The organism is Sporosarcina sp. E16_3, from assembly GCF_017347125.1.
In the GTDB taxonomy this organism is placed as follows: Bacteria; Bacillota; Bacilli; order Bacillales_A; family Planococcaceae; genus Sporosarcina.
Genome location: NZ_JADPRX010000015.1, coordinates 1 through 14,132, shown reverse-complemented (window position 1 = coordinate 14,132; position 14,132 = coordinate 1). Strand labels below are relative to the sequence as shown.

14 protein-coding genes and 1 pseudogene are annotated in these 14,132 nt (G+C 42.7%); 7 read left to right on the top strand and 8 right to left on the bottom strand.

The genetic code is table 11. The features are described 5' to 3' along the window. Nucleotides 1-98: 98 nt before the first annotated feature. On the top strand, nucleotides 99-596 hold the full coding sequence (locus tag I2483_RS10405; protein ID WP_207175701.1) for an RNA polymerase sigma factor: 498 nt from the start codon (nucleotides 99-101) through the stop codon (nucleotides 594-596). Further along, nucleotides 593-1,465, top strand: coding sequence for an anti-sigma-V factor RsiV (rsiV, locus tag I2483_RS10400; RefSeq protein ID WP_207175700.1), 873 nt, complete (start codon nucleotides 593-595; stop codon nucleotides 1,463-1,465). The genes I2483_RS10405 and rsiV overlap by 4 nt, the downstream gene beginning before the upstream one ends. 127 nt (nucleotides 1,466-1,592) lie before the next feature. Here rsiV and I2483_RS10395 read toward each other — a convergent pair whose 3' ends face one another. From I2483_RS10395 to I2483_RS10370, 6 genes and pseudogenes are all read right to left on the bottom strand, one after another. Next, nucleotides 1,593-2,093: a PCYCGC motif-containing (lipo)protein gene (locus I2483_RS10395; RefSeq protein WP_207175699.1), complete on the bottom strand. Its 501-nt coding sequence runs from the start codon at nucleotides 2,091-2,093 to the stop codon at nucleotides 1,593-1,595. Nucleotides 2,094-2,189: 96 nt separating this feature from the next. Next, entirely contained in the window at nucleotides 2,190-3,572 is a 1,383-nt protein-coding gene (fumC, locus tag I2483_RS10390) for a class II fumarate hydratase (RefSeq protein WP_207175698.1), read from the bottom strand. Between the two features lie 33 nt (nucleotides 3,573-3,605). Continuing rightward, nucleotides 3,606-4,070: an NUDIX hydrolase gene (locus tag I2483_RS10385; RefSeq protein WP_207175697.1), complete on the bottom strand. Its 465-nt coding sequence runs from the start codon at nucleotides 4,068-4,070 to the stop codon at nucleotides 3,606-3,608. A 120-nt stretch (nucleotides 4,071-4,190) separates the two neighbouring features. Next, nucleotides 4,191-4,376, bottom strand: a pseudogene (locus tag I2483_RS10380) (HD-GYP domain-containing protein); the annotation flags it as partial. Nucleotides 4,377-4,491: 115 nt separating this feature from the next. After that, nucleotides 4,492-5,778: an ABC transporter permease gene (locus I2483_RS10375; protein ID WP_207175695.1), complete on the bottom strand. Its 1,287-nt coding sequence runs from the start codon at nucleotides 5,776-5,778 to the stop codon at nucleotides 4,492-4,494. After that, nucleotides 5,768-6,466: an ABC transporter ATP-binding protein gene (locus I2483_RS10370; RefSeq protein WP_207175694.1), complete on the bottom strand. Its 699-nt coding sequence runs from the start codon at nucleotides 6,464-6,466 to the stop codon at nucleotides 5,768-5,770. The genes I2483_RS10375 and I2483_RS10370 overlap by 11 nt, the downstream gene beginning before the upstream one ends. Before the next feature lie 111 nt (nucleotides 6,467-6,577). Here I2483_RS10370 and I2483_RS10365 point away from each other — a divergent pair, with 111 nt between their 5' ends. After that, complete coding sequence (locus I2483_RS10365; protein WP_207175693.1) at nucleotides 6,578-6,829, top strand: hypothetical protein; 252 nt, start codon at nucleotides 6,578-6,580, stop codon at nucleotides 6,827-6,829. A 49-nt stretch (nucleotides 6,830-6,878) separates the two neighbouring features. Here I2483_RS10365 and I2483_RS10360 read toward each other — a convergent pair whose 3' ends face one another. Next, a complete protein-coding gene (locus tag I2483_RS10360) occupies nucleotides 6,879-8,447 on the bottom strand; it encodes a flotillin family protein (protein WP_207175692.1) in 1,569 nt (522 codons plus the stop codon). Between the two features lie 17 nt (nucleotides 8,448-8,464). Continuing rightward, a complete protein-coding gene (locus I2483_RS10355) occupies nucleotides 8,465-8,998 on the bottom strand; it encodes an NfeD family membrane protein (protein ID WP_207175690.1) in 534 nt (177 codons plus the stop codon). Between the two features lie 481 nt (nucleotides 8,999-9,479). Between I2483_RS10355 and I2483_RS10350 the strand changes: the two genes are divergently transcribed. The 4 genes from I2483_RS10350 to I2483_RS10335 all read left to right on the top strand — a co-directional run bounded on the left by I2483_RS10350 (nucleotide 9,480) and on the right by I2483_RS10335 (nucleotide 13,849). Next, nucleotides 9,480-10,100, top strand: a complete 621-nt coding sequence (locus I2483_RS10350) for a DUF47 domain-containing protein (protein ID WP_207175689.1) — start codon at nucleotides 9,480-9,482, stop codon at nucleotides 10,098-10,100. Between the two features lie 11 nt (nucleotides 10,101-10,111). Beyond that, nucleotides 10,112-11,110, top strand: a complete 999-nt coding sequence (locus tag I2483_RS10345) for an inorganic phosphate transporter (RefSeq protein ID WP_207175688.1) — start codon at nucleotides 10,112-10,114, stop codon at nucleotides 11,108-11,110. A 158-nt stretch (nucleotides 11,111-11,268) separates the two neighbouring features. Next, complete coding sequence (locus I2483_RS10340) at nucleotides 11,269-11,469, top strand: cold-shock protein (RefSeq protein ID WP_067205063.1); 201 nt, start codon at nucleotides 11,269-11,271, stop codon at nucleotides 11,467-11,469. Nucleotides 11,470-11,716: 247 nt separating this feature from the next. Next, nucleotides 11,717-13,849: an MMPL family transporter gene (locus tag I2483_RS10335; protein WP_207175687.1), complete on the top strand. Its 2,133-nt coding sequence runs from the start codon at nucleotides 11,717-11,719 to the stop codon at nucleotides 13,847-13,849. Nucleotides 13,850-14,132 lie beyond the last annotated feature (283 nt).

Here is a 14,132-nt window from a genome sequence, read left to right as displayed (position 1 = left end):
TTCATGATAACCAATCAAACTTTTCTCGGATGTACCCCGTCAAATAACTATAACGTGTTCGCGACATGTTGGAAATTGGAGAAGGTGAATCTTTTGTCATGACAAAAAACGAGAAGTTCGAAATTGTTGAAAACTTTATAGTAGAAAACCGGGAAGCCCATTATCGCCTTGCGTACAGCTATGTAAGAAATAAAGAAAATGCACTCGATATTGTGCAGGATGCCATTTTAAAAGCGCTCAGCTCAATTGATCGACTTGAAGAAATTGCCTATTTGAAAACTTGGTTCTACCGAATCATCGTTAACACATCCATTGATTTCATCCGAAAACATCAGCGTATAACAGTGATGGACGACGACATTCTCGGCATTCATTTGCCACAATTAGAAGATGAAATTATCGATATGGACTTACAAGATGCCATTGACCAGTTACCTCACAAATACAGATCCCTTATTATTCTCCGATTTTTTGAGGATTTGAAAATTGATGAAATCGCTTTAGTGATGGATGAAAATGTGAATACGATTAAAACAAGATTGTATGCCGCATTGAAAAAGTTACGCATTGAAGTTGGGGAGGAATTTAGGTTATGAAAAAAATAAATAAGTTGAAAAAGAACTATGACGAGACTGTGATTCCGTCTGAATTGGAAGACGTAGTAAAAGCTTCGATTCTCCAAGCAAAAGCATCACAGAAGAAACGTCCATTTTTAAAACAATGGACGATAGGAGCCGCCGCAGCTGCTGCTCTATTTATCGGCAGCATCAATGTCAGCCCGTCTCTCGCACAGGCAATGGCAAACGTTCCTCTTCTTGGAGCGATTGTGGATGTATTTACCGCACAACAATTGACTGTTGATGAAAAAACGTACCAAGCAAATGTCGCCACACCAGCAATTGAAGGATTGGCGGATGAAGGACTGCAAGCTTCATTGAATGAGAAATACCTTGAGGAAAATAAAATGCTCTTCGAACAGTTTCAACAAGAGGCATCGGAATTGAAAAAGGCAGGTGGCGGTCATCTCGGCATCGACACTGGCTACGAGGTGAAAACGGATACATACCAGCTTCTATCGATTGCTCGCTATGAGGTGAATACGGTCGGATCCTCTTCAACTACAATGAAATACGACACACTTGATAAACAGAACAGTATTTTAATCACATTGCCAAGTCTTTTTAAAGATGACAAATACGTCGATGCCATTAGCTCTTACGTAGTAGGTGAAATGGAGCGACAAATGGATGCGGATGAAGACATCTCTTACTTTTTGAATAGCGAATTCTTTGAGGACTTCGAAACAATCCAAGCCGATCAGTCCTTCTATATTACAGATAACAATAAGCTTGTCATTTCATTCGATAAATATGAAGTTGCACCTGGTTATATGGGTGTCGTGACATTCGAGATCCCGTCAGAAATTTTGAGTGATTTGTTGGTTAGCGACACATACATTAACTAAAAACAAAAGCGCTGGAGTCTGGACGCGAACTCTCTATGTTGCAGCTTATCCACAGTACGTGATTTCATTGTTTCCTAAGCTATAAAAAAGCAGACACATTCGCGTGTCTGCTTTTTTTGCGATTCAATTATGCTGGCATCGGCGTATCTGTTGGTTCCGCGTAGCCTTCTTTGTAATTTTCATCGATGAATTCACGGATTTCTTTTAACGATTTACCGTCTTGCGTCATCATTACAGATTGCACAGCGATATCAAGACAAACTTGGCAGCGCGTGCCATGGTCATCCCAGACAACAGAACCATCTTCACGAACTTCGTCGATGAAGCAATTCAAGTTGCTGCCATGGCCTGCACTTTCGCCGCAACCGCAATAACAGGGCATCCATTCAATAATATCCGTTGCAGTGCCCGCCATTTGATAGACAAGCCGCATGTCTTCCGATTTGTCGTCTAGGAACGACGGCAGGATAGCAGCAGAAGCCGTTACTTCCTGCAAATCACCGTTTGGTACATGTTTCTGTTCCCCATGTGCCATGTCGTGTTCTTTATCACTTGGCTGCGCTTTTTCTCCGCATGCTGAAAGGACAAGAATCGCCGCCAGCAAGATGAACATTAATTTCTTTTTCATTTATTGCCATCTCCTTATTCGCGTAGTTGTCCTTTCATCATAACCGAGAACCCAACTTTCATTCAGTACAGTTCTGTGAACAATGGATACTGCTGATTACCTACCAATCATTTTCGACGGATCGACATACTCGTCAAACTGTTCTTCCGTCAGCAAGCCTGATTTGAGTGCTGCCTCTTTCAGCGTAGTGCCTTCCGCATGTGCAGTTTTCGCGATTTTTGCTGCATTTTCGTAACCGATATAAGGATTAAGTGCCGTCACGAGCATAAGTGAATTTTGAACTTTACGATCAATTTCTTCACGATTCGGTTCAATCCCAACTGCACAATTCTCGTTGAAACTGATCATTGCGTCACTCAACAACGTCACAGATTGAAGGAAGTTAAAAATAATAACTGGTTTGAAGACATTCAGTTCAAAGTTCCCCTGGCTCGCTGCGAAACCAATTGTGGCGTCGTTCCCCATTACTTGTGCGACAACCATTGTGAGTGCTTCACTTTGAGTCGGATTCACTTTTCCTGGCATGATGGAACTGCCTGGTTCATTTTCAGGAATCGTAATTTCACCAATACCTGAACGCGGTCCACTTGCCAGCCAGCGTACGTCATTGGCAATTTTCATCAGGTCTGCCGCAAGCGCTTTGATGGCGCCGTGTACGTAGACAATTTCGTCATAGCTCGTTAGTGAATGGAATTTATTTTTCGCGGATGTAAATTCAATGCCTACCGCTGCACTGATTTCAGTAGCAACACGGTCACCAAATCCAGCAGGTGCGTTAAGTCCTGTTCCAACAGCCGTTCCGCCGATTGCGAGTTCTTTCATTGAATCGACACTGTCTGTAATCATTTTTTCCGTTTTCTCGAGCATCCGGTGCCAACCGCTAATTTCCTGACCCAGCGTTAAAGGCGTCGCATCTTGCAAATGCGTACGACCGATTTTAATAATATCCATGAACTCTTCGGATTTCTTGCCGAGCGTTTCTTTTAATACACCAATTGCCGGTACGAGTTGCTGTTGGACTGCAACAACCCCCGCAACATGCAATGCTGTCGGGAATGTGTCGTTTGAGCTTTGTGATTTATTGACATCATCGTTTGGATGTAGACGCTCTTGTTCGCCCCACTCTTCAAGCAATTGATTGCCACGGCGTGCGAGCACTTCGTTCATATTCATGTTTGACTGCGTACCGCTTCCGGTTTGCCAAACGACAAGCGGAAAATGATCATCCAGCTTGCCAGAGACTACTTCATCCGCTGCTGCAGAGATTGCCTTCATTTTTGCTTCTGTTAGGGCACCATGTGCATGGCTCGCGATTGCGGCTGATTTTTTCAAATGGGCAAATGCACGAATAACACCAATCGGCATTTTTTCCTCACCGATTTTAAAGTTTTGTTTACTGCGCTGCGTCTGTGCACCCCATAGCTTGTCCGCAGGTACTTTAATTTCACCAAATGTGTCGAGTTCGATACGATAATCCATTCTTCATCCGCCTCTCGATTAGTAGTATTTCCATTATCTCATGATTCGCAACTTTTTTTCATGCGCCCAGTCTTGAATGAACGCTTTTTGCCTAGGGTTTAAGTTTTCCGGTAATTCATCTCTCCCAAAGAAACGATGTGCTTTGATTTCAGCCCCACCCTGTTGCAGTTCACCTGAATATGTCTTGGAATGGAAAATAACTTGCACACTGTATACCTGATCGCCATTCGGATACGTAACAAAACAGGACTCCCCAGAATAAAGACCGAACAGATGAAGATCTTCCACAATCAATCCTGTTTCTTCATAAGTCTCCCTTTTTGCTGTTTCTTCAAACGTTTCTCCCAGTTCCATTACGCCGCCCGGAATACACCAGTTATCCTCATCTGTACGTTGTTGGAGTAGGATTTTATCCAAATCAGTAATTATGACGCCGCAACCTACCGTAAGTAGTGATTCCTTACCAATCATTTGCCTCATTGTTTGAATATAGTCCATTTAACTTTCCCCTTTTGGCTTTTTTTATATAGAAAAGACCCGGTTTCCCGAGTCTATCTCCATTTTTCATTTCCAATTGAATTGGTTGTTCTTTAATGTTTTAATAAATGCATGAATAACCTATTCAATGGCCGATTCCAGTGCAATCTCACTGCCTTTATGACCGTATGGATAGCCTTTCCCATCGTGTCTTTCATGATGTTGTTCGACAATGAAAGCAGTATCTTCTAGCCATTCGACTGTATGCTCTCGCATAATCTTTGCACCTTCTGTCGTATGGGTCTTCATAATTCCCCACTCTTCAGCTGTTAGTTTCCCGGGTTAAGGCATGTGATCATCAATGATTACCTGAATATTAACATTATAACAAATCACACCAAATCTTCATACAGCTTTACCCGATTGATGCAAACAATGTCGATTAGAGTTCCTGTCTCAACGCATTGATGACATCAATTTTCGTCGCTTTACGCGCTGGGCGCCATCCTGAAATCATTGCGACGCCTATGCTGATTGTGGAAGCAATAACGACAAGTTGCCAGGGTATAACGGAGAACGTAACAGTCATATCTCCAAAATCCTCTTCACCGAGCGCCGCCGTAACAATGATTGGCAGCACGTAATTCGACACAATGCTCACCCCATAGGAAATAACAACTGCAAGAACCGTCCCAACAATACCAATCCACGCACTTTCCATTAGGAATAGTCGTTGGATTAATTTCGGATCCGCACCAATTGCTTTCATAACGCCAATTTCACGCGTCCGCTCTGTAACAGCCATTGTCATAGTATTGAAAATCCCGATAGATGAGATTAAGATTGCGATTGTCCCAACAAATACGAGCCCTGCTTTTAGTGCTAAGAAAAAGACATCTAATCGGTCCAGTTCATCGGATATGGAATACACACTATATCCATCGTCTTTTAATGCAGTAGAGATTGCTTTCACATTTTCTAATTTATCCGCATAGACGTTTACATTGCCATAAAATAATTGCTCTGCGTCTGAATGATCATCTGCCGGCTTGTCCACATGTGTATAATAGATTTTCTCTAACTCTGGAATGATAGATGCGTCAGCGTATATTTTTTGATCTTGCTCCCAATCTTTCGCTGGTTTCTTTCCGATTCCAACTATTGTTAGTGGCACTTTTTCTTCAATCATTTCACCTTCTGCATTACTAATTTGATAACTGAACTGTTCACCAATCAATTTTCCGTCATACGTAGTAAATTCACCATCTTCATTTTCATCTGGTTGGTTCATTAAGGCATCCGCGAAGTTGCTTCCGACGACGACTTCGTTCACTTTTTCAGGTAAACGTCCCTCCTTCAGCTCGAAATTCGCTTTTTTTTCTTCTGTAAAGTCCGTCACAATGAGCTGACTATTCCCTTTGAAATCGCCGATTAAAGACTGCTGTTCTGCCCCTATATTTTGGCGGAATACAACTGCTTTTACATGATCCCGTTTCTTAAGTTCTTCAACTTTCTCTTCGTCCATCTCACTTGAGTACACTTCAATTTGTGTCACAAGCCGGTTCGATAATATTTCTCCCCGAATCGTTTCGTGCAGGCCGAATCCAACTGACGCGAGCACAATTAAGAAAGCTGTTCCCATCGTGGCCGCAAGCACTGTCATAAAGACACGCATTTTATTTTTCTTGATATGTTGCCCTACGAAACTAATCTGGTCTTTAAATTGCATGCTGAGCACCGCCTTCCGTTAATACGCCGTCGTGCATTCTGTATACACGATTCGCTGTTTGTGCCACTTCATCGTCGTGTGTAATGATGACGAATGTGATTCCCCTTGTTTTATTGAGCGACTGGATAAGCAAAAGAACGTCCTGCTCTGTTTCCGAGTCCAGACTTCCCGTCGGTTCATCCGCGAAAATGATTGGTGGATCCGTTATAAGCGCACGCGCAATGCTGACACGCTGTTGCTGACCTCCCGATAATTCATTCGGATAATGGTCTTGTACATCCGTTAGTCCAACGCTCTGCATAAGGTCCTTTACTTTCTTCTGTCGCTCGCTTTTGTTGATGCCCTTCAACGTCAGTGGCAGCTCAACATTTTCAAACGCTGTCAATCCAGGCATTAGTTGGAAATTTTGAAAGACGAAACCAAAATGATCTAATCGAAACTTCGCACTTTCTACTTCGTTGAACAAAGATGTCTGTATGCCTTGCACGCTGATTTCTCCACTTTCCGGCTTCAGAAATCCTGCCATAATATGAAGAAGCGTTGATTTACCCGAACCACTTTTTCCGACTATCGATACGATTTCGCCATCTGCAACATCGAACGTCAAGCCTTTCAGTACTGGAACCTGCTTCTCTTTACCTTTCTTGCCGATTTTGAATGAATGATTTAAATTTCGTACACTAATCATGTGTTCCCCTCCAACTTTCTTTACTTCCTTCATTGTAAGGGAAGAATCTTAAGGGTTTGTGAGGATAATAATGAAGAATTTCTTAAGTTATTTGGGATGGATTAAGGGGTTATGATTGGTTCTAAATTTTATATGCTCGGTATGGCAGTGGATACGCTCGGTTCGCAACTTTTTATGCTCGGTCTGGCGGTGGATATGCTCGGTTCGCAACTTTTTATACTCGGTCTGGCAGTGGATATGCTCGGTTCGCAACCTTTTATACTCGGTCTGGCAGTGGATATGCTCGGTTCGCAACTTTTTATGCTCGGTTGCCCCCATTTTCGTACAAAAAATTCAACTACACACCAAATACTATCCATATAAAAAGAGCCCCAAACGCACTGCTGCGTCAGGACTCTCTTCTAGTTAAAAGTTATTTAGTTTCGTCGTCGGCTGCTGCTTGTTTTTCTGCAATCCGCTGTTGTGCGGGTTGCTTCGTATTTGCTGCTTTTATTTCATTTGTAAGCTGGTCAATACTTGGGCGGATATTGCCTTTGCCCGTGTAATTTTCAAGCATTTCCTTGACGTCGATGCCTGATGTTGCTTTCAATGATTCTTGCAATGTTGCCATTAGGTTAGTCGCGTACGACGTTATTTTATTGGCTCCGCCGCCTTCACCGCTGCCGCCTGTATCGACAACAGTGATCTTGTCGATATTAGCAAGTGGGCTTGCAATTTGCTTCGCATATTCTGGAATCATTTTAACAATCATATCAAGCATGGCAGCTTGCCCGTACTGCTCGAATGCTTCTGCAATTTTACGTTTCGCTTCTGCTTCTGCAAGACCTTTCAGACGGATAATGTCCGCTTCTGATTCCCCTTGTGCGCGCAGGGAATCGGCTTTGGCCTGCCCGTCGAGACGGACTTTTTCTGCATCCGCAGACGCTCTTGCTTCAATGCGATATTTTTCAGCATCAGCTTCCGTAATTTGTTTGGATTTTTGAGCTTCTGCATTTTGTTCAATTGCATAGCGATCCGCGTCAGCTTTCTTCTTAACTTCAGAGTCATATTGCTTCTCACGACGCAGAATCTCTTTCTCTTCAAGTTCAATTTGCTTTTGACGTTCAATAATGCGAACTTGCATTTCTTGTTCCATGACTTCCTGTTTTGAAACCGCCGTTTGAAGTTCGTATGCTTGGTCGGCACGTGCTTTCGCAACGTCCTGCTCACGGCGGTAATCCGCAACCTTCAAATGATTTTCTTTTTCAGCTTCTGCAATTTCAGTCGCACGTTCAATTTCTGCTTTTTGTGCTTCTTTAGATGCTTCTGCATTTTTTATACGCGTTTCTTTCTCTGCTTCAACTGTCGCGATATCCGCATCACGCTTCACTTGTGCGATACGTGGTTTCCCGAGTGAATCAAGATAGCCGTTTTTATCGCGTACATCTTTAATTGTAAATGAAACGATGATGAGTCCCATTTTTGAAAGATCCTGTGAAGCAACACGTTGCACTTCTTGAGAAAACATATCACGATTTTTATAAATTTCCTCTACTGTCATTGAACCAAGAATTGAGCGCAAATGACCTTCCAATACTTCTTTTGCTTCATTTTCACGATCAGCTTTTGATTTCCCCAAAAATTGTTCAGCAGCTGTTGCAATCTCTATGATTGAACCACCGATTTTAATGATTGCCGTTCCATCCGCCATAACAGGAACACCTTGCTCCGTGTAGACTTCCGGCGTTGTAACCTCAAGCTTACTTGACAATAAGCTTAGTGGTGCCGCTTGTTGGAACACTGGCAACAGAAACGTCCCGCCGCCACGGATGATCTTAATGCGATTTCCCGAATCATCCTTATGTACATTTTTAGAACCTAGATAACTTCCTGTTACGATTAGTGCTTCATCTGGCCCAACTGTGCGGTATTTTGTGATGAAGACGAGAACCAGTGCCAGTAAAACAAACGCGACTACTCCAAGTGCAATCCAAATTTCCATCTTTTTTTCCCCCTTTTTTAGTTGAAGCGGAATGGTTCATACTCTTTAACGATGAATGTCCCATCTTTCACTTCAATGATCAAGACTTCTTTTCCGTACTCAATTGCCGTGTTCTCGTACCCTACTGCCCTCTTAGAAATCATGCCATTCACCGATTCGATAACAATTTCACCGAATCCATCAACTGGAACAGGCACAATCACTTTCCCAACACGGCCCATCAGCGACTCATCCGTATACGCGAGCGACACTTCCGCCGATTTCAGTGGAAATAGGACGAATAAGTATAATAGAAGATCGAGTACAAAAGCAGTGACAAGTGCAATGACTAGAATAAGGCCACTGTTCCACGTTGTAACAAGCTCCAATATATAACCGCAAGCAGCTACAAATGTTATGAATGCAAGTACAACCGCTGGATCTAAGAATGGACTAACTTCGCCGATTCCTTCCGCCATATCACTAAATAAGATATACAATAACGTTGCTAGACCGGCGATGATCAGCGCAACTAAATATACTTGCACAATTGGCATCCCGAACAGTTCCATTTCAACACCCCCACTTCCACCTTTTTTGTCTCACCTATATATACGTCCCATCATCCCGAAAGTTTCAATTTACTGAAAATTAATTCCCAAATTCACTCAACATCAATCAAACCGTTTTTCCTGGCAATGTGAATTTCATTTTCTATCCTAGTGGTTTCCCGGGTAGTAATATTACCCTGCTTCAATTTCTAGATTGATACTATTTAGCCAAAGTTTCCGATTAACGCGTGCAGACAAATTTTCTAATTTCAAAATACCCTCACCTCTTACGTTAATTTTACTAAGTTTGAGGGTATGCTGTGGAGTATATTCCGTCACCTTTCACTCATGACAAATGTCACCTTATTTATACCGATTACCCCTTTGTAAAGATTGTGTAAATTCCGTGCGGATTTCGTCGAATTTTGTAGGTATCTTAAATTGTTTTTGCTATGATGGGATTATTAAAAATTATTTCCCCTATTGGGATGGAGGCACAACAATGTTTAGCCAACGCAAACCTGATCCTTTTTTCACAGCACTGTTAACGATTGCTGAAAATGTACAAGAAGCAGTCCATTACGCAAACGACTTTAAAGTAGTCAATGTAGCTGATTTGAAAGAAGTAAGCATTAAGCTCAAAAATTACGAGACAGAAGGCGATACGCTTATTCACGATCTCATTATAAAGCTTAATAAATCATTTATGACACCAATTGAACGAGAAGATATTATGAATTTGGCCATTAAAATGGACGATGTTCTCGATGGCATCGAAAGTTTTGCAGCTCATCTTGAAATGTTTTCGCTAACTGAAATAGATGAATATGTACAGATGTTCATGGAGAATATCGTTAAAAGTACAGACGAAATTGTTAATGCAATGAAATTACTCGCAAGAAAGAAACTTGAAGCGATGCATGATCATGCGGTTCTCATTAAAGAGTACGAACGAATTTGTGATGAAATTCACCGTACATCCGTCAAACAACTCTTCATTAACGAAAAAGATCCAATCCGCATCATCCAACTCAAAGACATTTACGAACAACTAGAAGATATCGCCGATTATTGCCAGAACGTTGCCAACACAATCGAAACAATTATTATGCGTAACGCATAAGGGGGAGCCGAATGGATACAATACTTCTCCTTACCATCCTAGTCGTTGTTTTCGCACTCGCTTTTGACTTTATCAATGGCTTCCACGACACGGCGAATGCAATAGCAACATCCGTTTCGACCCGCGCGCTGAAACCGCGTACCGCTATTTTAATGGCAGCTACAATGAATTTCATCGGGGCACTAACATTTACAGGTGTCGCAAAGACAATTTCTAAAGACATTGTCGATCCTTTTGTTCTTGAAAACGGTTCGCTTGTCATCTTGGCCGCATTGACTTCCGCTATTTTGTGGAATTTGATTACCTGGTATTTTGGAATCCCATCTAGTTCATCCCATGCATTAATTGGGTCAATCGCTGGTGCAGCTATTTCAGCGGCAGGTTTTGGCATTTTAAATTACAGTGGTTTCATAAAAATATTACAGGCGCTCCTCATTTCTCCATTCATCGCACTTGCTGGCGGCTTCCTTGTGATGTCCATATTCAAAGTGACTTTGAAGAATAGGAATTTATTCAAGACAAATAAACGAATTCGCTATATGCAAATCGGAACAGCGGCGCTTCAATCGTTCACACACGGTACGAACGATGCGCAAAAAGCGATGGGGATTATTACAATGGCACTTATCGCGGCAGAGATGCAGACTTCAGATGATATCCAACTTTGGGTCCGGATTGCTGCGGCAACTGCAATGGGTCTTGGAACTTCCATCGGTGGCTATAAAATCATAAAAACAGTCGGCGGTAAAATAATGAAGATTCGCCCCGTGAACGGAATTGCAGCTGATTTATCATCTGCTGCAATCATTTTCGGCGCAACGCTTATCCATTTACCTGTCAGTACAACACATGTTATTTCGTCTGCAATAATGGGTGTAGGCTCGGCCCAGCGTGTGAAAGGCGTCAATTGGGGCATGGCTAAAAAGATCGTTATCACATGGATTATTACATTACCGATTTCAGCATTAATCGCTGCGATTGTCTATCAGGTTCTTAACTTGTTTTTTTAATTCAAACATTTCCCTTGCAATGTCCTAATATCCCTGTTATGATAAAGAAGAATTATTTTTGTTCGGCATGATGGTCTCGAATAAATCTTGACCGCTTCAAGACTTGAGCAAGGATAGTAATACAATGTATGCACAAAGCATACGAGGAGGAAACACACATGGAACAAGGTAAAGTGAAATGGTTTAACGCAGAAAAAGGATTTGGCTTCATCGAACGCGAAGACGGAGACGACGTATTCGTACACTTCTCAGCTATTCAAGGAGAAGGCTTCAAGTCTCTTGAAGAAGGTCAAGATGTTACGTTTGAAATCGAGCAAGGCCAACGCGGTCTTCAAGCTACAAACGTTAACAAAAACTAATTTGAATTAACCATTCAAAAGCCATTCCCTTCGGGGGATGGCTTTTTTCTTTGTCCACTTTTGTCACAGTCGCATAGCGATTAACGCTTAGTAGATTGCTTTGTCATGACTAACTTCGACCGGGCCATGGATTTAACGCCTATTGCCATGACTAACTCCCCCATCTTCCTTCGATAAAAGACATTCCCATCATTTTCCGTTACTATAGAAGAATAGAGTCAATCTATACACAGAAAGGAATGATTGTATGCACACACTTGCGCGTTTTGTAACAAGCGCACATAAATATATCATCTTCACATGGATTGCAATCTTCGTAGTATTGACGTTTTTCGCGATTAAGTTGCCGGGACTTCTTGAAGGTGACGGCTTCAAAATCGATGGCGAGCACGCTGCCGTCATGGATATCGTGTCCGATGAATTCGGCATGCCTGCAGAAACCATGTTCATGGTTTTTGACAATGTTCCCGATGACAAAATTGAATCTGCTCTCATTAAAGTAGATAACCTTAAGGTTGCTTCAGAAATCGTATCACCACTAGACAACGACACACAATACAAAGAAGGCGCTTCTTATGCACTTCTTCATTTTGATAATCAAGACAAAGATATGTCTGCCATCGTCACGGATATCCGCGGGGCCGTCGGTAATGAAAAAGGAATTACACTTACAGGTGCTTCCGCTATTTCAAAGGATATTAACACTGCCAGCCAACGTGACTTGATGACCGCTGAGGCAATTGGGTTACCAATCGCGATTATTATACTTCTTTTCGCTTTCGGAACTGTCGTCGCTTCATTCGTACCGTTAATTATTGGTATTGTGACTGTCGTATCCTCATTCGGTGTATTGGCCATTCTTGGTGGAAAAATGGACCTGTCCATTTTTGTCTTGAATATCATACCGATGCTCGGGCTTGCGCTTAGTATCGACTTCGCTTTGTTGTTCATCAGCCGGTATCGTGAAGAACGCAAAAAGAGCGATATGAACGAAGCTATCTCCACTACGATTCGAACAGCAGGAAGATCCGTCATCTTTTCCGCCTTCTGTGTCTTCATCGGACTCGGCGCAATGATGCTTATCCAGGTCGAAATTTTCCAGAACATCGCAATCGGTGGAATGATTGTCGTCGCAATGGCTGTTCTCGCATCTATTACCCTGTTACCGTCTGTACTTATCGCTCTTGGTGATCGGATTAATAAATGGCAGCTATTGAAAGAAAAGTCGGGTGAAGCGAACGGATGGCGCAAATTCGCCCACGCTGTTATTAAGCGTCCCGTTATGATAACAATCGTTGCGTTTATCCTACTCGGTATCGCAATAATTCCTGTGAAAAATATGGATTTATCAATTCCAGCAATTGATTCATTGCCAAAGTCTTATGATACCCGTCAAGCTTTTGAATTGATTGATAAAGAGTTTGGTCTAGCTGACCAGGCGGCTGTCTATGTCATTGCAGAACGCGCGAATGGCTGGGAGGATGAAAAAGGTCTCCAATCCATGAAAGCACTTGAAAAAGAACTTTCAAACGATCCGCTAGTGGATCAAGTAACGACGATTTTCACCGCAAGTGACATTGATTCCGTAAAACAATGGGAGCAAGCGATACTGGTGCCTGATTTAGCTGCTGGGCTAACCCCTCTTATTGAAACGTTTGTTAAGGATGACAAGCTAATGATCCCCGTAACAATTGGGGCGAACGGCAGTTCAGACGCGGCACAAGATTGGGCGCGAGACTGGTCCGACAAGCAAACAGAGTGGAACTTATCCATCGGCGGTCAACCTAAGTTCAATCAGGAAATTTTCGATGAAATCTTCGATAAGGTTCTGTACGTTCTCCTGGTCATCGTCGTATCGACGTTCTTCATCCTAATGATTGCTTTCAAATCAATTTTAATTCCGATTAAAGCAATTCTTATGAACATCGTCGGATTAGCTGGGACATTCGGAATTCTCGTCTACATTTTCCAATATGGACATTTTGGATTAGAAGAGGGTACGATTGCACTCATCATTCCCGTCATCATCTTTAGTCTTGTCTTTGGACTAAGCATGGACTACGAAGTTTTCCTTATCTCTAGGATGCAGGAAGAGTATGCGAAGACGCTAGATAATGATCATTCAACAGTCGAAGGGCTTGCGTCAACAAGCAAAATCATCACTTCTGCAGCACTCATCATGATCGTCCTAACGGGGGCATTCGCCTTTACGGACGTTATGCCGGTGAAACAGATTGGTGTCGGTATCGCAATTGCAGTCGCCATCGACGCAACGATTATCCGACTGTTACTCGTTCCAAGCCTAATGAAACTGTTCGGCAAATGGAACTGGTGGCTACCGTTTAGAAAAGGACCCTATAAGCCTGGGAATTGGCACTAAGAAAAGCGGAAGGCGCCGTTTAGACGCGATGGGCATAAGTGATAAAGGAAGGCAGTCTAAGTTCGCGACTTCCTGTCGCAACGACTGCATGCCTGCATCCTTGCAGGCACGACGTGGCGCTCTTTGCCACATAGCTGGATTGCTTATGACCCAAGCGGCTGGCGCATGGAGCTAGACACTAAGAAAAGCGGAAGCGCCTGTTCAGCCCCGACAAGCGCTGGAGGGCCTTAAGAGAAAGGCGCCCTTTGCCTTTAACTTAAGGACTGAAGCGACTCGAGGGGCT